We start from the raw sequence: 20221 nt of genomic DNA, 5'->3' as shown, positions 1-20221 counted from the left end.
GATCTGATGATTAAAAGCGGGCTTCGGTCCGCTTTTAACCTAATATTTTTTAAAAATTTTAATACTAGGTAAAATTTTCCAGCATTTTTCGTCCAGAATTCCATTGAATGACTGACAATAAATTAAAATACTTTCTGAAAACACCTTAATGTCTGAGCTTATGTTGATTTCACCTAAGTTTCTCATTTTTTATGCTTTTTAATTGCTCAAAAAACCTGCATAAAGCCCAGGCTTTCATTTAAAGTCGGCTTTTCATGTTTATCAAGACTGTGTATAACAATGAACCACTAGAGGGAAAGCAATAAGCATAGGCAAAATTGCGCAAAAAGCGTTAGACTATGTACCCAATAATGTCATGATTCGGTCTGATCAAGATCAAAAAAGAAGGTGAAGGTTGATGCCGCTCAATACTGTTGAAGAGCTTGTAGCAGATATCCGTGCAGGAAAAATGGTCATCCTGATGGATGATGAAGACCGTGAAAATGAAGGCGACCTGGTCATTGCTGCCACGCACGTACGTCCTGAAGACATCAACTTCATGATCACCCACGCACGTGGTCTGGTCTGCCTGACTTTAAGTAAAGAGCGTTGCCAGCAGTTGAATCTGCCGTTGATGGTCGATGCCAACGGCGCCCAGCATGGAACCAATTTTACCCTGTCGATTGAAGCGGCTGAAGGTATTTCTACCGGTATTTCTCCAGCTGAACGTGCGCACACGATTCAAACTGCTGTGGCTGCTCATGCCAAACCAGCAGATATTGTACAGCCAGGACATATCTTCCCGCTGATGGCGCAACCAGGCGGTGTATTGCACCGTGCCGGACATACTGAGGCAGGTTGTGATCTTTCTCGTTTAGCAGGACTGGAACCGGCTTCGGTGATTTGTGAAATCATTAATGAAGATGGCACCATGGCGCGCCGTCCGGATCTTGAAGTTTTTGCTGAAAAGCATGGTTTGAAAATTGGCACGATTGCCGACCTGATTCATTACCGCATGACCAATGAGCAAACGGTTGAGCGTCTCGATCATCAAAAACTCGACACCGAATACGGCACATTTGATTTATATCGTTATCGTGAACTGGGCAATCCGGATATTCATTTGGCTTTGGTCAAAGGTGAGCCTAAAGAGGGTGTGACCACGGTACGTGTACATGGTTTTAACCCGACCCGCGATTTGCTCAAATTGAAGAAACAGGATGGCGAACCGGCCTGGAACCTGGATCGTGCCCTGAAAGAAATTTCCAATAGTGATCGTGGTGTCTTGGTCTGGATTGGCCAGCGCCATTTACAGGATTTGGGTCCAGCATTAGATACCCTTAAAGCGCCAAAAAATGTAAAATCAAATTCCGCATTGTCTCAGCAGTATCAGACCATTGGTGTGGGTGCACAAATTTTGCGTGATCTAGGCGTTGAAAAAATGAAACTGCTGAGCTCTCCATTGCGTTTCAATGCACTATCAGGCTTTAACTTAGAAGTGGTGGAATACATCACCGCACAACAAACATCTTAAGAAATCATCGAGGTTGTTATGGCAGTTCGCCGTATTGAAGGTATGTTACATCTCGCGAACGAAGACCGTTATGCGATTTTAGTTGGTCGTTTTAACAGCTTTGTGGTTGAACATCTGTTAGAAGGTGCCATTGATACATTGAAACGTCATGGTGTATCAGAGGATAATATCACTGTTGTTCATGCACCTGGTGCCTGGGAACTTCCTGTAGTTGCGAAAAAACTGGCAGCTTCAGATCGTTTCGATGCCATCATCGCGCTTGGCGCCGTGATTCGTGGTAGCACGCCTCACTTCGATTTCGTTGCAGGCGAATGTGCCAAAGGTTTAGGCGTGGTTGGCCTGGACACTGGCTTGCCTGTCATTAACGGTGTACTCACTACGGACAGTATTGAACAAGCGATTGAACGCTCTGGAACAAAAGCAGGCAATAAAGGTAGCGAAGCTGCCCTGACTGCGATTGAAATGGTTAACTTGTTAAAGGCTATTTAACGCTATGTCGCAAACACTTCAAGCAACTTATGCAGCAAAACGTAAAGCACGTCGCTTTGCTGTACAAGGAATTTATGAATGGCAGATGAGCCACAATCCGGTGCATGAGATTGAAGCACGTACTCGTGTGGAAAATGCCATGCACAAAGTGGATCTGAGCTATTATCATGAATTGTTGACTCAAGTGGTTGCCAATCATGAAGCATTGGATGCGCTCTTAATCCCGGTACTCGATCGCGAACTTTCAGCACTTGACGGTGTTGAACTTGCGACCCTTCGTCTTGGTGCATATGAACTCAAAGAACATCTTGAGATTCCATATCGCGTGGTTTTAGATGAAGCGATCGAGCTGGCTAAACATTTTGGTGGTGCCGACAGCCATAAATACATCAATGGTGTATTGGATCGTTTAGCGACAACTTTGCGTGCAGCAGAAAAACAGCAGTCTAACTAATAGCGTAGATTTGTTGTATGGCTGAATTTTCGATTATCGACACCTATTTCAATCGCAAGAATGCCCATTCTGTCGATTTAGGCGTCGGTGACGATTCAGCCTTGCTCACCCCCCCTTCACAGCAACAACTGGTCATCTGTGCCGATACCCTGGTTGCTGGACGCCATTTTCCAATGAATACCGATCCACATGCGATTGGCTGGAAATCTGTGGCGGTTAATTTATCTGATATTGCCGCGATGGGCGCAACCCCGCACAGTATTTTACTCGCATTGAGCCTACCCCAAATTGATCATGACTGGCTAAAAGCTTTTAGTCAGGGTTTATATGATTGTTGCGATCAATTTGGTGTGAGCTTAATCGGTGGTGATACCACTCAAAGTCCTCATTTAACCCTGTCTGTCACAGCATTGGGCTGGGTGGATATTGGTCAAGCCATTCCACGCTCAGGTGCGAAACCCGGTGATCTGATCTGTGTCAGTGGAACTGTCGGTGATGCAGCTTTTGCACTCCAGCATCTTGGTCATCCACTGCAAAAACGTCTGGACTATCCAACGCCACGTTGTCAGCTCGGTGCTGCCCTAAAAGGTCTGGCGCATAGCATGATTGACGTCTCGGATGGTTTGGCCCAAGATCTTGGACATATTCTCAAAGCCTCTCAAGTCGGTGCCAAGCTGCAACTTGAAAACCTGCCGATCAGTCCCACCCTGCATGCTTTAAACGATGAGCAAAAATGGCAATATGCCCTCGCTGGTGGCGATGATTACGAATTATGCTTTACAATAAGCCCGCAAAATTACGAAAAATTATTGCAAAAACAACTTGATGTTTCGATTAGTATGATCGGCACAATTCAGCAGCAACACGGCTTAACTTTTGAAAAAGATGGCGTAGATCATTCACTTCAATTTAATGGGTATCAACATTTTGCATAAACCTGCGATTAATTTTAAAGCCATGTCATGGATCGACCGACTGATTGTCTTTAGTGGGGTTGGTTTTGGTTCCGGTCTGGCACCTAAAGCACCCGGTACCTTTGGTTCGGCCTTTGCACTTTTATTTATTCCTATTTGGCTGCATCTTGGTTTTCTAAACAGTGTTTTTGCCATTGCCATCATGTCCCTGGTTGGCATATATATCTGCGGGCATACTGCTAGAGTCATGGGCGTACATGATGATGGACGCATCGTCTGGGATGAGTTTGCAGGACAATCCATCACATTTTTGCCCCTGATCTACTTAGGTCAGATGAACTGGTTATGGTTATTCATCGGTTTTGCCCTGTTCAGGTTATTTGATATCTGGAAACCCTGGCCGATCCGGGTGATTGACCGTCAAGTGGACGGTGGCTTCGGCATCATGCTGGATGACATTATTGCCGGCCTTTGGGCAGCTCTTTGTATTTTGCTTTATTTTTACTTCACCGTGGCATAAGCCATATTTAGGATTAGAACATGTCAACGACTGTTATTATTCTTGCTGCAGGTAAAGGCACGCGCATGCGTTCAAGCTTACCGAAAGTATTACAACCCCTTGCAGGACGTCCTTTACTGGGTCATGTCATTGAAACGGCAAAAAAATTAAACGCAGATAATATTATTACCATTTATGGTCATGGTGGTGACCGGGTTCAAACAGCATTTGCACAACAGGATATTAAATGGGTCGAACAGGCTGAACAGCTGGGTACCGGTCATGCGGTGCAGATGACCTTGCCTGTACTGCCTCACGACGGCGTATCGCTGATTCTTTCCGGCGACGTACCGTGCATTAATCCTGTGACCTTGCAAAAATTACTCGATGCCACCGCAGAAATCGGTATTGGTCTGGTGACGCTTACCCTGCCGGATGCGAATGGTTATGGTCGTATTGTCCGTGAAAATGGTGAAATCCAGGCTATTGTTGAGCACAAAGATGCTTCCGAAGAGCAACGTCAGATTAAAGAAATCAATACCGGTATTTATGCGGTCAGCAATGCCAAACTGCATCAATGGCTGCCAAGTTTAAGTAATGACAATGCTCAAGGTGAATATTACCTGACGGATATCGTCGCGATGGCTTTGGCAGATGGTATGCAAGTTGCATCTGTAGAACCTGAAATGGCTTTTGAAGTTGAAGGGGTCAATGACCGTGTGCAGCTCGCTGCTTTAGAGCGTCAGTTCCAGGTTTATCAAGCCAAACAGCTAATGCAGCAAGGCGTACATCTGATTGATCCAAGCCGCTTTGACTTGCGTGGCAATTTAACTGTCGGCCAGGATGTCCGCATTGATATCAACGTGATTATCGAAGGTGATTGCGAGCTCGGCGACAACGTTGAAATTGGCGCTGGCTGTATTATCAAGAATACCAAGATTGCAGCTGGCACCAAGGTTCAGCCATATAGTATTTTCGATAGCGCCATCGTGGGTGAAGATACCCAAATTGGACCTTTTGCACGACTACGTCCGGGTGCACAACTGGCCAATGAAGTACATATTGGTAACTTCGTTGAAGTCAAAAATACCACGATTGGTTTAGGCTCTAAAGCCAACCACTTTACCTACCTGGGTGATGCAGAAGTTGGCAGTGGTTCAAACATCGGTGCAGGGACTATTACCTGTAATTATGATGGTGCGAATAAATTTAAAACGATTATTGGTGATCAAGCCTTTATTGGCTCGAACAGTTCATTGGTGGCACCTGTGAAAATTGGCAACGGTGCCACAGTGGGTGCAGGCTCAACGATTACCCGTGATGTGGAAGACAACAGTTTGGCAGTAGAACGCTCTAAGCAATTTGCCAAAGAAAACTATCCACGTCCACAAAAAATCAAGAAATAAGGGGAATAAATATGTGTGGTATCGTTGGTGGCATTGCAGAACGTAGCATTACCAATATTTTGATCGAAGGCTTAAAACGCCTGGAATACCGTGGTTATGATTCAGCAGGTTTGGCACTTATCAATAATAGCCAAGTCCTACGTGAACGCCGTGTCGGTAAGGTCGCGAACCTTGAACAGGCTGTGAATGAATCACAGATTAGCGGTTCACTCGGCATCGCGCATACACGCTGGGCGACCCATGGTAAACCGACTGAAGAAAATGCCCATCCGCATATTTCTGAAAATGTGGCAGTGGTGCATAACGGAATTATCGAAAACTTTCAGGAACTCAAAGATGATCTTGAAGCTTTGGGCTATGTGTTTACCTCACAGACTGATACTGAAGTGGTTGCCCATCTGATCAATGATGCACTGAAATCTACCCCGAGCCTGTTAGAAGCTGTACGCCAAGTCGTTCCACAACTGAAAGGTGCCTATGCACTGGGTATCATACATACTGACCACCCTGATGAACTGATTACCGTACGTGAAGGTTCTCCGCTCGTCATTGGTGTCGGTATTGGTGAAAACTTTATCAGTTCTGACCAGTTGGCTCTGCTCCCGATTACCAACCGTTTTATTTATCTTGAAGAAGGCGATATTGCCCGTTTGACCCGTACCACGATTGAAGTCTTTGTCGATGGTCAACTTGTCGATCGTCCGGTCAAGGAACTGGATGCTGCCGTCAGCAATGCTTCTAAAGGTGAATACAAGCACTACATGCTCAAAGAAATTTATGAGCAGCCTGAAGCGATCAAACAGACCATTTCCCAAGCTTTAAATGGCAATGACCTGCGTGAAGATTTTCTTGCCAGTGCAGAACAAGACTTTGCAAAAATCCAGCAAATCCAGATTATTGCCTGCGGTACCAGCTATCATGCCGGCATGATTGCCAAATACTGGTTTGAACAGCTGATTGACCTGCCTTGCCAGGTCGAGATTGCCAGCGAGTTCCGTTATCGCACTCCGGTGATTGTGAATAACACGCTGTATGTGTGTATTTCCCAATCCGGTGAAACTGCCGACACTTTGGCTGCATTACGTGATACACAGAAACGTGCGGCTGCCAAAGGCCTCGACATCACCACGATGACCATCTGTAACGTGGCGACCTCATCAATGGTACGCGAAACTCAGCATAGCCTGTTAACCCTGGCTGGCCCTGAAATTGGTGTGGCTTCAACCAAAGCCTTTACTACCCAGCTTGCTGCATTGATGCTGTTGGTACTCAAAATCGGTTCTGTGAAAAATACGATTTCTACAGCACAAATGACGGAGATCACCACAGAACTTTGGCATACGCCTAAAGTGATTCTGGATACATTACGTCATGATGATGAAATTTTACGTCTTTCAGAACTGTTTGTTGAAAAGCAGCATTGCCTGTTCCTGGGCCGTGGTACGCATTTCCCGATCGCTCTGGAAGGTGCACTCAAGCTGAAAGAAATCTCCTATATTCATGCGGAAGGTTATGCTGCAGGCGAACTAAAACACGGGCCATTGGCACTGGTTGACAATGACATGCCAGTAGTGATTCTGGCACCACAGGATGACATGCTGGATAAGCTCAAATCCAATATGGAAGAAGTTCAGGCGCGTGGTGGCGAGCTATTTGTGTTTGCTGATGAAAACAGCGGCATTAAAGCCAAAGAACGCCAGCATGTGGTACATATTCCGGCAGTCAATGCAGTGCTGGCACCGATTGTGTATAGCATCCCGGTGCAGTTATTGTCTTATCATGTGGCTGTATTACGTGGTACGGATGTAGATCAGCCACGTAACCTGGCAAAATCGGTCACCGTAGAATAATTAAAATTGAATCAAGGCTGGGGAACCGGCCTTTTTCTTCTAAATGGAGAGCCTATAAATGACACAACTGACTTGCTTTAAAGCCTATGATATTCGTGGCAAACTCGGTACCGAACTTAATGAAGATATCGCCTATAAAATTGGCCGTGCTTATGGACAGATTTATCAACCTAAAACGGTTGTCATTGGCTGTGACATCCGACTCAGCAGTGAAGACTTAAAACAGGCGACCATTCGCGGTTTAAATGATGCCGGGGTCAATGTGCTGGATTTGGGCATGACTGGGACTGAAGAAGTTTATTTCGCAGCTTTCCATCTGGATGTACAAGGTGGAATTGAAGTGACGGCCAGCCATAATCCGATGGACTATAACGGCATGAAGCTGGTGCGTGAAAATGCCCGCCCGATCAGTGCAGATACAGGCTTAAAAGAAATTCAGGCCTTGGCAGAATCAGGGAAATTCGTTGAGGTTGTCCAAAAAGGTCATACTGAACAATATAATATCCTGCCTGAATTTATCGATCACCTGATGACTTATATTGACGCGGCAAAAATCCGCCCGATGAAACTGGTGATGAATGCCGGCAATGGTGCCGCAGGTCATGTGGTGGATGCGCTGGAACAGAAGTTTCAACAACTCCAGATTCCGGTTGAATTTGTCAAAATTCACAATGAGGCCGATGGTAACTTCCCGAATGGCATCCCGAATCCAATTCTGGTTGAAAACCGTGATAGCACCCGTGATGCGGTCATTCAGCATGGTGCGGATATGGGCATTGCCTGGGATGGTGACTTTGATCGCTGTTTCCTGTTCGATGAAAAAGGGCAGTTTATTGAAGGTTATTATATTGTTGGCCTTCTGGCGCAGGCATTTCTGCTGAAGCAGTCTGGTGAAAAAATTGTCCATGACCCGCGTCTGGTCTGGAATACGCTGGATGTCGTGGAGCAATATCAGGGAATTACCGTCCAATCAAAATCAGGTCATGCCTTCATTAAGGATGTCATGCGTGAACATAATGCGGCTTATGGCGGGGAAATGAGTGCTCATCATTATTTCCGTGATTTTGCTTACTGTGACAGCGGCATGATTCCATGGCTACTTGCTATCGCTGTACTGTCTGAAACAGGAAAATCCTTATCTTCTCTTGTGGAAGAAATGATCGCCAAGTTCCCATGTTCAGGTGAAATTAATTTTAAAGTAGCCGATACCCAGGCGACCATCCAAAAACTTTTCGATCATTATGCCGATCAGAAACCTGAAATTGATCAAACCGACGGCGTCAGCCTGAATTTTGGTAGCTGGCGTTTTAATGTGCGTGCATCCAATACTGAACCATTATTGCGTTTGAATATTGAAAGCCGTCGTGATCATCATCCACGACCGATGCAGGACTATGTCGATGAGCTGACCCAGCTGATTCAAAGTTAATATTGCGGTATCCAGCAGAATAAAAATGGGAGCAAAATTGCTCCCATTTCTATTCATTTAATGATAAACATTTTAACGATAACCATTCGGATTCTGTTTCTGCCAGTTCCAGCTATCTGCCAGCATATCCTCCAAACCATATTGTGCTGTCCAGCCCAACTCTTGTACTGCACGGCTATTATTTGCAAAACAGGTCGCCACATCGCCTTCACGACGTGGTACAAACTCAAATGGAACAGCAACCCCATTCACCTGCTCAAAGGTATTCTTCACTTGCAGCACTGAAATGCCATTACCGGTACCGATATTCCAGGCACGGCAGCCTTGGGAAACCAGACGGTTATTCAAGGCACACAGATGTGCGTTGGCCAGATCGACCACATGAATATAATCACGCACGCCAGTACCATCCACCGTGTTATAGTCATGACCAAAAATAGACAGTTTTTCACGACGGCCTACAGCCACCTGCGTTACATAAGGCATTAAATTATTTGGGATACCTTGTGGATCTTCTCCAATCTGACCACTTTTATGCGCACCAACCGGATTGAAATAACGCAACAAGGCAATCGACCAGCGTTCATCAGCTACAGCCAGCTTTTCCAGTAGCTGCTCAACTATCAGTTTGGTATAACCATAGTTATTAGTTGGCATTCCGGTAGGCATCTCTTCATTTAAAGGTGAAGGATTATCTTCACCATAGACCGTAGCCGAAGAGCTAAAGACCAGTTTGAACACCTGTGCGCGCTGCATCGCCTGAACCAGACTGATTGAACCGGCAATATTGTTGTCAAAATAGGCCAATGGAATTTGCTGGCTTTCCCCCACCGCTTTCAGCCCGGCAAAATGAATTACCGCATCAATTGAATTTTGTTGAAAGACTTGATCGAGTAGCTGGCTATCCCGGATATCGCCTTCAACAAAGATCAGGCTTTTTTGACTTAACTGCTGGACACGGTTTAAAGACTCAGCTGAGCTATTGCACAGATTATCCAGCACGATCACTTCATGTCCAGCATTCAGCAATTCCACACAGGTATGTGAACCAATATAGCCTGCTCCGCCTGTGACCAGAATTTTCGCCATTTTACTTTCCTAATAGAACTTTAATTAAACCTTGGGTTGAGCCATCTAGACCATCCAGATCGGTCTGTTCACCATTCAGGATAGGCAATAACTGGTTGGCAATTTCCTTGCCTTTTTCTACGCCCCACTGGTCGAACGGGTTGATATTCCACAGCACAGACTGGACAAATACCTTATGTTCATATAAAGCAATTAGCATGCCCAAGCTGTATGGATTGAGCTCCTGCAATAACAGGGTACTGCTCGGCTGATTGCCTTCATACTGTTTATAGGCCGGCAAGCTCGCCAATTCAGCCTGATCTAGGGCTTCATTACCAAAAGCCAGTAAGCGCGATTGCGCCAGACAGTTGGATAAGGCCAAATGATGTTGTTCTACCAATGCTTCGGCACTGTCTGCATAAGTATATTGCTGGCTGTTATAACGCTCTACCGGCGCAATAAAATCACAGCTGACTGACTGCGTACCCTGATGCAATAATTGATAGAAGGCATGCTGGGCATTCGGTCCCACTTCACCCCAGATGATCGGACAGGTATCGAACTGGACTTTCTCTCCATTACGCTGGATTGACTTACCATTTGATTCCATTTCCAGCTGTTGCAGATAGGAGGCAAAATATTTCAGCCGGCCATCATAAGGCAGAATTGCCTGGGTCTGGATATCCAGAAAATTGGTATTCCAGGCTCCCAACAATCCCATCAATACCGGAATATTACGCTCAAAAGGCTGGTACTGAAAATGCTGGTCCACTGCATAGGCACCCGCCAGCAGCTGCTTGAAGCCTTCAATGCCGATACTCAAGGCAATTGGCAGTCCGATACAGGACCAGAGTGAATAACGCCCACCGACCCAGTCCCAGAGCAGCAACTGGTTTTCCGGTGCAATTCCCCATGCGGTCATTTTTTCCGGCTTGGTTGATACTCCAATAAAATGATGCTTGAGAATATAAGGATGTTGACCTAAGGCCTTTTCCAGCCACAAGCGTACCGTCTGAGCATTGGTCAGGGTATCAATGGTGCCGAAGGATTTGGAGGAAATAATAAACAGTGTTGTTTCCGGACGCAGCTGATGCAACAGCTCAGACAACTGACTTCCATCCATAGTCGAAACAAAATGTACGTTGAGTGGCTGGGCAGACTGGTATTTAAAATCTGATAATGCATGCGTGACCATCAAAGGACCCAAATCTGATCCGCCCACCCCGATATTGACCACATCCTGAATGACTTCACCGGTAGCACCGCGACGCTGTCCGGCATGAATCTGTTCCACCAAGGCATACATCCGCTCCAGCTGGGCATGTACATCCGCTGCCAGATCAGCATGCTGTTGATCCTGTTCAGGCAGGCGCAGTGCCCAGTGCATGGCAGCACGCTGCTCGGTATAGTTGATTTCCTGATTGGAAAATAGGGAGCCAATCCAGGATCTGAGGTTCTGTGCATCGGCCCATTCGATCAGGCCCTGCAGCACATTTTTATTGATTCTGTGTTTACTATAGTCAAATAGCAGTTGTTCAAACTGGATAGAATATCGATTAAAGCGCTCCGGGTCAGCAGCAAATAGTTCCCGCAGATGCTCAGATTGAAGCTGTTCTTTGTTCGAGGCGAGTTTCTGACACACAGTTTCAGTGTCGAGATTTGGATTAAAATGGCTCAACATTAACGTCCCACCCCAATATAATTAAAACCACGTGTCTTGACATACGTCGGATCATACAGATTACGCCCATCCAGAATCAGGGGATGCTGCATTAGTTTGATTAGATACGGATAATCCGGACTGCCGTACTGTTTCCATGCCGTAATCAGACACAAGGCATGTGCCCCTTCCACGGCCTGATACTGGTCTTCGCACAGGATTAAGTCTTGCCGTGGCCCATAGACCTTTTCAATATTCGCCATTGCTTGCGGATCATGTAGTTTGACCGTCACGCCTTGCGCCCACAAAGCGGTCAGCATGGCATGTACCGGAGACTGCTGGATACTTGGGGTATTTTCTTTAAAGGCTGCACCCCAGATCGCAATAACTTTACCCTTTAAGTCTCCACGGAAATAGTTCCAGAGTTTACGGAACAATAATTCTTTTTGCTGCTCGTTAATGTCCCAGACCTGTTCCAGCAACTGGTTTTTCACTCCTGAATCTGCCACGGCGTGAGTAAGCGTCCGGATATCATGAGAGAAATTCTCTCCACCAAAACCAACACCGGGGAACAGATAGGCAGAACCAATCCGGTTATCCGCAGCCATGCCTTGCCGTACCTGTTCAATATCAATGCCAAGCTTTTCTGCCACACTGGCCAGATCATTCATATAACTGATCCGGGTGGCCAGCATGCCGGAAATACTCAACTTGGTAAATTCGGCATCCAGAACCGGCATAAATAGATACTGCTGCGCGCGTGGAAATAATGGACGTAAGAGTTCTTTGATTTTAGGCTGGATATCTGCATGATCACAGCCCACAATCAGCTGGGTGGCCTGAGTAAAGCTACGCAGTGCATTCCCTTCCTGAATAATATCTGGCAGATAAATCCAGTCATCATTCGGCAGCAACTGCTGAAAGCGTTGCGTGCCATGCAAGCCAAAGGTCGAGGCATTAATCATCAGTTTGGGATGGGCAAAACAGGCATGCCGGATGGTATCCAGCATCTGAAACGCCTGTTGCTCTTCAGTCGCATTAAAACTAAAGAAAAAAACATCCTGATTAAAATCCAGATGCTGAAAATCGCAACAGTTTAAAAAGCCAGACTTTTCCTGTTTTTGCAGTAATTGCTGTAGAGATTCATCCTGGAAATAGGGCCGAGCTGACTCATCTACATCGAAGCTGTTACACCAGACCACCTGATGACCACATTCAGATAAAAGGGCCGACATGACCCCAGAAAATAGGGTTTTTCCCAATACTGCGACTTTCATATTATTCCTTTTTATTATTTTTTCTTACAAAGCCAGTTCCTGAATTAATGCTTTAAACTCGGCACCGAGTTTAGGATGATCGACGCCATAATGTAAAACAGCTTTTAGATAACCTAACTTGCTGCCACAGTCAAAGGTCTGGCCTTTCATGCGATAGGCTTCCACAGCTTCGGTTTGCTGCAGCATGGCGATGGCATCGGTCAGCTGGATTTCATTGCCTGCCCCGCGTGAGGTCTGTTCTAAAAGCTGCATGATCTTGGCGGGTAGAATATAACGTCCGACCACAGACAGATTTGAAGGTGCAGTACCGACGGCCGGTTTCTCGACGATCCCTTGCATGACAATGCTTTCCCCTTCCTCAGGCGATGCTGCAACATCAACAATGCCATACTGGTCGACCAGATGTTCAGGCACTGCTTCCACCATGATTTGTGAAGCTTTAGACTGTACAAAGCGCTGAATCATGCGTGCCAGATCATTTTCCAGATCCTGATCTTTCACCAGCACATCTGGTAACAGCACTGCAAAATCATCATCACCAATCACGGCTTTGGCACATAAAACTGCATGACCCAGACCCAAAGGCTGGGGCTGACGGACACTAATCACACTCACGCCCGCAGGCAGAATTTCAGTAATTTCTTTAAGCAAGTCGGTTTTGTTTTTTTGCTCAAGGGTGGTTTCAAGTTCAAAGTTACGGTCAAAATAGTTTTCAATCGAAGCCTTGGAAGAATGGGTCACCAGAATAATCTGCTCAATTCCGGCAGCAACTGCTTCACGCACCACATATTCAATCGCAGGGCGATCCACAACAGTCACCATCTCTTTGGGAATGGATTTGCTGGCAGGTAAAAAACGCGTACCTAAACCAGCTACAGGGAGAATTGCTTTCTTGATCATATCTATAAAAACCTAGTTCACTTTAATTTCGTTACCGCGTACATAACCATCCACATAATGTTCTAGTTGTGCCAGCGCCCATTCAATGTCAGCCTGAGTCGCGCTAAGTTCATGTATGCGGTTAAATACTGCCAGAATTTCTGCCAATGAATAATGTTTCTCGACAGATCGCAGAATACGTGTATGTGCAGTAATTTCTGTATTTTCTTCATCAATCAGCAGTTCTTCATAGAGTTTTTCGCCTGGACGTAGCCCAGTATATTGAATTTCAATATCACCATTCGGGTCTTTATTATCTCTGACTTTGAGTCCGCTGAGAGAAATCATTTGTCGTGCCAGATCCTGAATCCGTACCGGCTCGCCCATGTCTAACAAGAATACATCTCCACCAGTGCCTAAGGCACCAGCCTGAATCACCAGCTGCGAGGCTTCCGGAATGGTCATAAAGAAACGGGTTACTTCTGGATCAGTCACGGTAATCGGACCACCTTTGGCAATTTGCTGTTTAAACAGCGGCACGACCGAGCCCGAGGAACCGAGCACATTTCCAAAGCGCACAATACTGATCTGAGTCTGATCCTGAGCCTCTGCCATAGCCTGACAGTACAACTCTGCCATACGTTTGGTCGCTCCCATCACGTTGGTTGGACGTACCGCTTTATCAGTTGAAATCAGCACAAAGGTTTCTACCCCTTTTTTTACCGCAGCATTCACACTAAAGGCGGTTCCAACGGCATTGTTTTTCAAACCTGCCAGCGGATTACATTCTACCAGCGGTACATGCTTATAAGCAGCAGCGTGATAAACTGTCTGTACACCATATTGTTCAATCACCCGTTCTAACTTACGTTCGTCGAGAACTGAACCTAAAATTGGAATAATTTCACAGCTTGCCGTAAGACGTAATTCTTTATCAATACGATATAAAGCAAATTCTGTTAGCTCATAAATAATAATTTTGACAGGCTGATTTTTAATAATTTGGCGACATAGTTCTGAACCAATCGAGCCACCCGCGCCTGTGACCATGACTACTTTATTTTTAATATTTTTAGCTAAAAGCGCTGGAACGGGCGGTACGGGATCACGCCCCAGTAAATCAATAATATCCACTTCCTGAATATCAGAAATTCGAATTTCACCATTGACCAGTTTAGTCAGACCCGGAATCTCGGTAATTTTTAAATGAGCCGGCTCTAAAAACTTAACAATCTCACTTTTACGGATTCTTCCCACTGACGGTAAGGCAATTAAGATTTCATCAATACGTAATTTAACCAAACACTTTAAAGCTCTATGTGGTGAATATACTTGAACCCCCCCAATATTCTGGCCTCTTAAAGACGGGTTATCATCAATAAATATAATCGGCAAATGCTCATGGGAGCGATTTAAAGTCGCTGCAACCTGTTGGCCTGCATAACCAGCCCCATAAATAGCAATCCGTTTTTTTGGCACATTAGCCTGTAAGTAGGATCTCACCACAAAGCGAATCACCCCACGGCTAAACCATACCCAGGCAAACATCATAAAGCCAAACATGAGTGGAATTGAGGTCGGAACAAAGGCATGCGTACTATAAGCTAACAAGTACAAACCAATCACGCTTAATATGGTTGCCAGACCTAATTTGGCAATAAAAAATTCATTAAAGGTACGAACAATAAAACGGTATACACCACAAATAAACAGTGCAAAGACTGCAATAGCACTGACCCAAACTGACCCAAAGGAAATATTGGGTACAACTTCTGCACCCAGATCAAACTGTCGAATAGCATAACAAAGCCAGATCAGGACAGGGAAAATACAAAAGTCTAAAATGACTAAAAACGCGAGTTTTGCTGAACGTGGAGACTCAACTAAAGGAATAACGATAGATTTCATATATTTTTCAACAAGTAGTATCTTAATTTAAAAGAATTTGTTATTAAGACTTATGCCCAACACTGGTTCCAACTTCCAGAAAAGAGCGCGGTGGAATTATCCGGCCACCTGCCACTTTTACACCGACACTTAAGTGACTAAAAGCTTCAATCATGACATCATGATCTAATAAGGTTCCAATATTTAGAATAACACCATTTTGAATAATCGTATTCGTTCCAATAACACACCCAGCCATAATACTTACCCCTTGCCCTATTGTTACACTAGGAGCAATGACTGTTTGTGGATGTATAATAGTCGTAATTGGTATAGATAAATCAAGCAATAATTGTTGCCATTTTTGTCGTATTTGGTTATTTCCAACCGCTATAATGGCTTCAAAATTATCCACATTGATTATTTCTAAAGATTGAATATTTGTAATAATTGTATAGTGACCTGCATGTTGTTGCTCAGGCCATCGATCATCAACAAAAGAAATGCTCTTCCATTTACCTAACAGCTCAGCAACTTCAGCAATTGATTGACCAAAACCTCCTGCCCCGAGAATCAATAATTTTTTCTCAGGCATCAGGTGTTCCCGCTCTTAATTTAATAGCAATTAATATTAGAGGTAAATAAGCAATCAATACTGCGAATTCAGGATAGGCCCATTGTTGCATTACGGTCATATATGCAATTGGAAATAGCCAGAGAAGGTTAATCGCTGCTACAGCCAAAGTCACAGGAGTATGACTTCTCCATTTACGCGATAAAATCTGATAGCTATGGCTTCGATGTGCATCATACATTTTATAGCCGCTCAACACACGTTTTATGAGGGTATAGGTTGCATCGACCACAAATACACCTAAACAAATGATCCACGCACAAAACAGTGCCAAATTTTCTTTTAGAGCGATGAGCGCCAAAATACCCAAAGTGAGGCCGAGAAATCCGCTACAGGCATCGCCCATGAAAATTTTAGCCTTGGGAAAGTTCCACAGTAAAAAGCCAAATACACAGGCTGCCAATAACCACAATATGTCTGATTTTAATGTGGTATTAAGCACATAATACAAAATTGCCATACTGACTACAGTGGTAATTGCTTCAACACTGGCAATGCCGTTAATGCCATCCATAAAGTTGTATAGATTGAGCAACCATACCAAAAATAATACTGCAATAATATTGGCGAGAAAGCCAAGTTGCAGACCATTAAAAGCTGTAACTTCGCTAAAGCCACCCAAGCTGATCACCACGCCAATTGCCACCAAGAAATGTACGGCTAAACGCAGCATGGAGTTAATATGCCCATGATCATCCAAAAAACCAAGTAAGGCAATGACAAAACCCGCTGCTATCAGGGTTAAACCCAGATGCAGCGTCAATTGTTGGCTGTATATCAGCACAGCCAGCGCCAACAAGTAGCTACCCACCACCGCAACACCACCTCCACGTGGCGTAGGTACACTGTGGGAGCTACGTTCATTGGGGTTGTCTATTATATTTTTCTTGAAGGCGTAGGCGCGCATAAAATAGGTCATCGCAAACGCAAGTAAAAAGAAAATAAAAAGGGATAGCATGGACATTTGTGACTAGGCTCAGTTTTGATGCGCTGTGTTAAACATTTTTTCTAGGCTTGTATCGACATTATACGGTGCTGTCCAACCTAAAAGCTGTGTATTTTTAGTGGTATCTACCACCAGTTCTGAACATAAACGTGAAGCCACTGCTTTTTTCCCCACCAAACTTGCCAGAAAACTGATCAAGCTTTTTGGTACAGGCAGCATTAGCAATTGGTTATTTTGGTATTTTGCTAATTTTTCAAATAATTGTTTGACTGAAATGTCATCCTGATCACTGGCTAAAAATACTTCACGGTTCGCATTTTGATGAGTCATACAAGTATAAATCAGGTCAGCCAAGTTATAGACACTCACCATACTGCGTTTATTGTCTAAACAACCAATCGGTAAAGGGATTTTTTTACTTGCCAAGTTCACCATACTTTTAAAGTTGGCTTTTACATTAGGGCCATAAATGAGGACGGGACGAATAATAACCACTTCTAAACCTGAACGTTGAGAGAGATCAAGTAAAGCTTGTTCTGCTTCATATTTAGATAAACCATACGGATCATCTGTGTGGACATCATCATTGGGGTGAAAGGCTTGTGTCGTAGTTTGTTCACCATTCACTTTAATACTACTTAAGTAGATAAAGCGTTTAACGCCACTTTTTACCGCTTTTTGTGCAAGGTTTAATGTGCCTTGTACATTGGTTTGGCGATATGCTTCAAGTGGCGATGCAGCAGTTTCATTCATGACATGCGCACGACCTGCACAGTGAATAATAACCTCAACCTGATTCAGATCAATGTTGTCTAAGTTATCATTCACATCAAAATTGATATTACTAATATTTGGATGATCAAATGTTTGGGCTTTACGGGTATGCGCTAAAACAGAATAGCCTTTTTCAGCCAAAAATTGTGATAAGTATTGACCGAGGAAACCGTTACTGCCTGTGAGTAAGACCTTCATATTTTTAAATTCCCAATATTTCTAATAAGCGCTGGTTTACTTTTTCTGCATCAAACTTTTCAGTCGCAATTTTATGGCTTTGATCGCCCATCATACGAACTTGCTCTGGGTGCTCAATGAAATAATTCATTTTGTCTGCCAATGCTTGTGGGTTCCATTTGGGCACTAAAAAACCATTTACACCGTCTATGACAGTATCTCGGCAACCAGGGACATCTGTTGTAATGACTGGGCGTCCTATTGCCATTGCTTCTTGTGTGCTTCTCGGGACGCCTTCGCGATAATAAGAAGGTAAAACAAACACTGCACTTTTTTTTAAGTAGTCATCCACATTTGTAACAAAACCTGAATATTCAATCGTCTTACTCTCAATTAATTCATCTAATTGATTTTGAGTTAGGCCATAAGGATTTTCTAAATCAAGCCCTCCTATTACCCTAAAAATAATATGTGGATATTTCTTTTTGACAATTTTAGCTGCTTCCACATATTCAAAAATTCCTTTTTCTGCTAAGAGCCTTGCTATAAAAATAAAAGAAATTTCATTAGATGTGTTCCAAGGAGTATAAGAGTAATCCCTTAAGTTTAGTCCTATAGGCCCTAAGACAACAGGAGAGTTAGCTTTAAACTTAATTTTATTATTTTCAATAAGATCAACTGGATCATCTTTATTCAAAAAAACAATTTTGTCAATAAAAGGAAAAACTATCCTATATAAAGAAACTTGTATAAATCTAATCAGTTTAATTTTTAGACTTTGTCCATGCGGGTGAACAGTAAATGGTGAGCCTAGACCTTCTAGCATAGCAATAATTTTTTTTACTTTAGAAAGCTTAGCAGCTAAAGAACCATAAATCACAGGTTTAGTAAAATATGAGAATACTAAATCTGGCTGTAACTCTTTAATTTGTTTAGATAGTTTATATGTAGCATATAAGTCTGATAAAGGATTCAAGCTACCACGGTTAAGTGAATAGAATACAGGTATAGCACCTAGCTTTTCTATTTTTTCTAATTCAGATACTTGATGATCTATAGTGAAAGCATAAACTTTCACATTTTTTTTAACTAATTCTTTAATAAGATCGGCACGAAAACCGTAAAAACATCCAGCTGTAGTGCCTATCATTACGATCGTTTTAATATAACTCATAAAATTAGAAACTCAAATAATAAAAAGGCGTTGAACTAAAAAAAGGATATCTCTGCCAAAAAGTGTCGTTAATATAAAAAATATATCCAGATTTATAAATCACATCAAAAATAAAATAGGACAATGCAAAAATCAATAGTATATAAGGCCTACTTTTAGTTACAATCCATAAAAAATAACCATACAAATATATTAAAATAAAATTAAATCGACCAGAAGCAAATTGTATTCCTAATAATGACAAATAAAACAAAGCTGAAAATATTATAATTCTTCTCCACTCTGATTCTATATTATTATAAAATAAAAAAATAAAAACAAACAAAGGGAAATACCTAATTTCAGAAAATGCCAAAAAAAATCCATTATGATTTTCCGCATAAAAACTTATTTTACGCGACAAATCAGGAATCTCCACAACAGAGAACAAATAAATTAATAAAGTTTCAAAAGAAATTCTAACAACACCCAAAATAAGAATAGTTTTTAAAACAAAATGATTGAAATTATAGTTTACTATAACATAATAAACTAAACCCATAATTAGTGAAGTAATATGAAAAAAAGAAGATAAGATTAAAAAAAATAAAAAATATTTTTGATTTTTAATATTAGAAATCGCAAACAATAATATAGCAACAGAAATAGATTGTCTTTGAAAGAAAGCAAAGTTATTTGGCCACATAAAAAGAACAATAAGTCCCAAAACAAAACCAAGGTATTCAGGCCCGATATTTCTAACACCGTACTTTAGCAACCAAATCAAAAATATAGAAACACAAATTAAATTATTAATAACTGCCAAATCAAAAATACTTAAATTTTTATTTATTAGTGCAATTATCTTATAAATAATAAACCAACCAATTTCTATACTATTATTAGAAACCTGAGAAATAGATAAACTAGATAAATCTAAATAAGCAAAATAATAATTAGTTAAATCAAACTCCAGCTCAACGACATAAGCTCTAGAGTGTAAAATATAAAATTGAGAAAAAACAGATAAAATAAAAGAAATAACAAGAAAAATTTTATTAATTTTATAAGAAAATAAAAGTAGATTTAATAAAAATAAAATATAAGAAAAGAAAGGAGAAAATGGCAAGATAATAATCGCAAAAGTAAAGACGACAAAATAAATAATATTAAGCTTTGCTGCATTATCTAAGTTTAAAAATTTATACATAA

General features: G+C 42.6%; 18 protein-coding genes. 8 read left to right on the top strand and 10 right to left on the bottom strand.

Annotated elements, in window-relative coordinates; genetic code table 11:
- Positions 1-397 precede the first annotated feature (397 nt).
- The 8 genes from ribBA to Q9R21_RS07980 are packed head-to-tail and all read left to right on the top strand — an operon-like array spanning position 398 to position 8554.
- Positions 398-1513, top strand: coding sequence for a bifunctional 3,4-dihydroxy-2-butanone-4-phosphate synthase/GTP cyclohydrolase II (gene ribBA / locus Q9R21_RS08015; RefSeq protein WP_311204109.1), 1116 nt, complete (start codon positions 398-400; stop codon positions 1511-1513).
- An 18-nt stretch (positions 1514-1531) separates the two neighbouring features.
- The gene (ribE, locus tag Q9R21_RS08010; RefSeq protein WP_004280926.1) at positions 1532-2002 is read left to right on the top strand and encodes a 6,7-dimethyl-8-ribityllumazine synthase; all 471 of its coding nucleotides are present in this window, start codon (positions 1532-1534) and stop codon (positions 2000-2002) included.
- A gap of 4 nt (positions 2003-2006) precedes the next feature.
- On the top strand, positions 2007-2456 hold the full coding sequence (nusB, locus tag Q9R21_RS08005; protein ID WP_004280924.1) for a transcription antitermination factor NusB: 450 nt from the start codon (positions 2007-2009) through the stop codon (positions 2454-2456).
- Between the two features lie 17 nt (positions 2457-2473).
- Positions 2474-3391: a thiamine-phosphate kinase gene (gene thiL, locus Q9R21_RS08000; RefSeq protein ID WP_311204108.1), complete on the top strand. Its 918-nt coding sequence runs from the start codon at positions 2474-2476 to the stop codon at positions 3389-3391.
- Positions 3369-3890 carry a phosphatidylglycerophosphatase A gene (locus Q9R21_RS07995; protein WP_174894072.1) on the top strand — a complete coding sequence of 174 codons (522 nt, stop codon included), beginning with the start codon at positions 3369-3371 and terminating at the stop codon, positions 3888-3890. Before thiL ends, Q9R21_RS07995 begins: the two co-directional genes overlap by 23 nt.
- A gap of 20 nt (positions 3891-3910) precedes the next feature.
- Complete coding sequence (gene glmU / locus Q9R21_RS07990; RefSeq protein ID WP_311204107.1) at positions 3911-5275, top strand: bifunctional UDP-N-acetylglucosamine diphosphorylase/glucosamine-1-phosphate N-acetyltransferase GlmU; 1365 nt, start codon at positions 3911-3913, stop codon at positions 5273-5275.
- An 11-nt stretch (positions 5276-5286) separates the two neighbouring features.
- Positions 5287-7125, top strand: a complete 1839-nt coding sequence (gene glmS, locus Q9R21_RS07985; protein ID WP_311204106.1) for a glutamine--fructose-6-phosphate transaminase (isomerizing) — start codon at positions 5287-5289, stop codon at positions 7123-7125.
- 58 nt (positions 7126-7183) lie between these two features.
- Positions 7184-8554: a phosphomannomutase CpsG gene (locus Q9R21_RS07980; protein ID WP_311204105.1), complete on the top strand. Its 1371-nt coding sequence runs from the start codon at positions 7184-7186 to the stop codon at positions 8552-8554.
- Between the two features lie 72 nt (positions 8555-8626).
- Here Q9R21_RS07980 and galE read toward each other — a convergent pair whose 3' ends face one another.
- The 10 genes from galE to Q9R21_RS07930 are packed head-to-tail and all read right to left on the bottom strand — an operon-like array spanning position 8627 to position 20219.
- Complete coding sequence (gene galE, locus Q9R21_RS07975) at positions 8627-9643, bottom strand: UDP-glucose 4-epimerase GalE (protein ID WP_085064577.1); 1017 nt, start codon at positions 9641-9643, stop codon at positions 8627-8629.
- A gap of 1 nt (position 9644) precedes the next feature.
- Complete coding sequence (gene pgi, locus Q9R21_RS07970) at positions 9645-11303, bottom strand: glucose-6-phosphate isomerase (protein ID WP_311204104.1); 1659 nt, start codon at positions 11301-11303, stop codon at positions 9645-9647.
- The gene (locus Q9R21_RS07965; RefSeq protein WP_311204103.1) at positions 11303-12559 is read right to left on the bottom strand and encodes a nucleotide sugar dehydrogenase; all 1257 of its coding nucleotides are present in this window, start codon (positions 12557-12559) and stop codon (positions 11303-11305) included. Before Q9R21_RS07965 ends, pgi begins: the two co-directional genes overlap by 1 nt.
- Before the next feature lie 24 nt (positions 12560-12583).
- Positions 12584-13459 carry a UTP--glucose-1-phosphate uridylyltransferase GalU gene (galU, locus tag Q9R21_RS07960; protein WP_311204102.1) on the bottom strand — a complete coding sequence of 292 codons (876 nt, stop codon included), beginning with the start codon at positions 13457-13459 and terminating at the stop codon, positions 12584-12586.
- A gap of 12 nt (positions 13460-13471) precedes the next feature.
- Positions 13472-15346 (bottom strand): nucleoside-diphosphate sugar epimerase/dehydratase, encoded by a 1875-nt coding sequence (locus Q9R21_RS07955; protein ID WP_311204101.1) that lies wholly within the window; start codon positions 15344-15346, stop codon positions 13472-13474.
- Positions 15347-15389: 43 nt separating this feature from the next.
- Entirely contained in the window at positions 15390-15920 is a 531-nt protein-coding gene (locus Q9R21_RS07950; RefSeq protein ID WP_311204100.1) for an acetyltransferase, read from the bottom strand.
- Positions 15913-16923 (bottom strand): glycosyltransferase family 4 protein, encoded by a 1011-nt coding sequence (locus tag Q9R21_RS07945; protein ID WP_311204099.1) that lies wholly within the window; start codon positions 16921-16923, stop codon positions 15913-15915. Before Q9R21_RS07945 ends, Q9R21_RS07950 begins: the two co-directional genes overlap by 8 nt.
- Positions 16924-16935: 12 nt before the next feature.
- Positions 16936-17877: an NAD-dependent epimerase/dehydratase family protein gene (locus tag Q9R21_RS07940; protein WP_311204098.1), complete on the bottom strand. Its 942-nt coding sequence runs from the start codon at positions 17875-17877 to the stop codon at positions 16936-16938.
- A 4-nt stretch (positions 17878-17881) separates the two neighbouring features.
- A complete protein-coding gene (locus Q9R21_RS07935) occupies positions 17882-19030 on the bottom strand; it encodes a glycosyltransferase family 4 protein (protein ID WP_311204097.1) in 1149 nt (382 codons plus the stop codon).
- Between the two features lie 4 nt (positions 19031-19034).
- A complete protein-coding gene (locus Q9R21_RS07930) occupies positions 19035-20219 on the bottom strand; it encodes an EpsG family protein (protein ID WP_311204096.1) in 1185 nt (394 codons plus the stop codon).
- Positions 20220-20221 lie beyond the last annotated feature (2 nt).

Origin of the sequence: Acinetobacter sp. RG5, assembly GCF_031844265.1 — a bacterium.
Classification (GTDB): domain Bacteria; phylum Pseudomonadota; class Gammaproteobacteria; order Pseudomonadales; family Moraxellaceae; genus Acinetobacter.
Note: the sequence above shows the minus strand (reverse complement) of the source record. Positions and strands in the feature narration are given on the sequence as shown.

Coding starts and splice junctions, on each gene's coding strand:
- galE (WP_085064577.1), bottom strand. CDS start 9,643: ATGGCGAAAATTCTGGTCACAGGCGGAGCAGGCTATATTGGTTCACAT.
- galU (WP_311204102.1), bottom strand. CDS start 13,459: ATGATCAAGAAAGCAATTCTCCCTGTAGCTGGTTTAGGTACGCGTTTT.
- glmU (WP_311204107.1), top strand. CDS start 3,911: ATGTCAACGACTGTTATTATTCTTGCTGCAGGTAAAGGCACGCGCATG.
- Q9R21_RS07995 (WP_174894072.1), top strand. CDS start 3,369: ATGGGTATCAACATTTTGCATAAACCTGCGATTAATTTTAAAGCCATG.
- Q9R21_RS07935 (WP_311204097.1), bottom strand. CDS start 19,030: ATGAGTTATATTAAAACGATCGTAATGATAGGCACTACAGCTGGATGT.
- glmS (WP_311204106.1), top strand. CDS start 5,287: ATGTGTGGTATCGTTGGTGGCATTGCAGAACGTAGCATTACCAATATT.
- Q9R21_RS07965 (WP_311204103.1), bottom strand. CDS start 12,559: ATGAAAGTCGCAGTATTGGGAAAAACCCTATTTTCTGGGGTCATGTCG.
- pgi (WP_311204104.1), bottom strand. CDS start 11,303: ATGTTGAGCCATTTTAATCCAAATCTCGACACTGAAACTGTGTGTCAG.
- Q9R21_RS07930 (WP_311204096.1), bottom strand. CDS start 20,219: ATGTATAAATTTTTAAACTTAGATAATGCAGCAAAGCTTAATATTATT.
- nusB (WP_004280924.1), top strand. CDS start 2,007: ATGTCGCAAACACTTCAAGCAACTTATGCAGCAAAACGTAAAGCACGT.
- Q9R21_RS07945 (WP_311204099.1), bottom strand. CDS start 16,923: ATGTCCATGCTATCCCTTTTTATTTTCTTTTTACTTGCGTTTGCGATG.
- thiL (WP_311204108.1), top strand. CDS start 2,474: ATGGCTGAATTTTCGATTATCGACACCTATTTCAATCGCAAGAATGCC.
- Q9R21_RS07980 (WP_311204105.1), top strand. CDS start 7,184: ATGACACAACTGACTTGCTTTAAAGCCTATGATATTCGTGGCAAACTC.
- ribE (WP_004280926.1), top strand. CDS start 1,532: ATGGCAGTTCGCCGTATTGAAGGTATGTTACATCTCGCGAACGAAGAC.
- Q9R21_RS07950 (WP_311204100.1), bottom strand. CDS start 15,920: ATGCCTGAGAAAAAATTATTGATTCTCGGGGCAGGAGGTTTTGGTCAA.
- Q9R21_RS07955 (WP_311204101.1), bottom strand. CDS start 15,346: ATGAAATCTATCGTTATTCCTTTAGTTGAGTCTCCACGTTCAGCAAAA.
- ribBA (WP_311204109.1), top strand. CDS start 398: ATGCCGCTCAATACTGTTGAAGAGCTTGTAGCAGATATCCGTGCAGGA.
- Q9R21_RS07940 (WP_311204098.1), bottom strand. CDS start 17,877: ATGAAGGTCTTACTCACAGGCAGTAACGGTTTCCTCGGTCAATACTTA.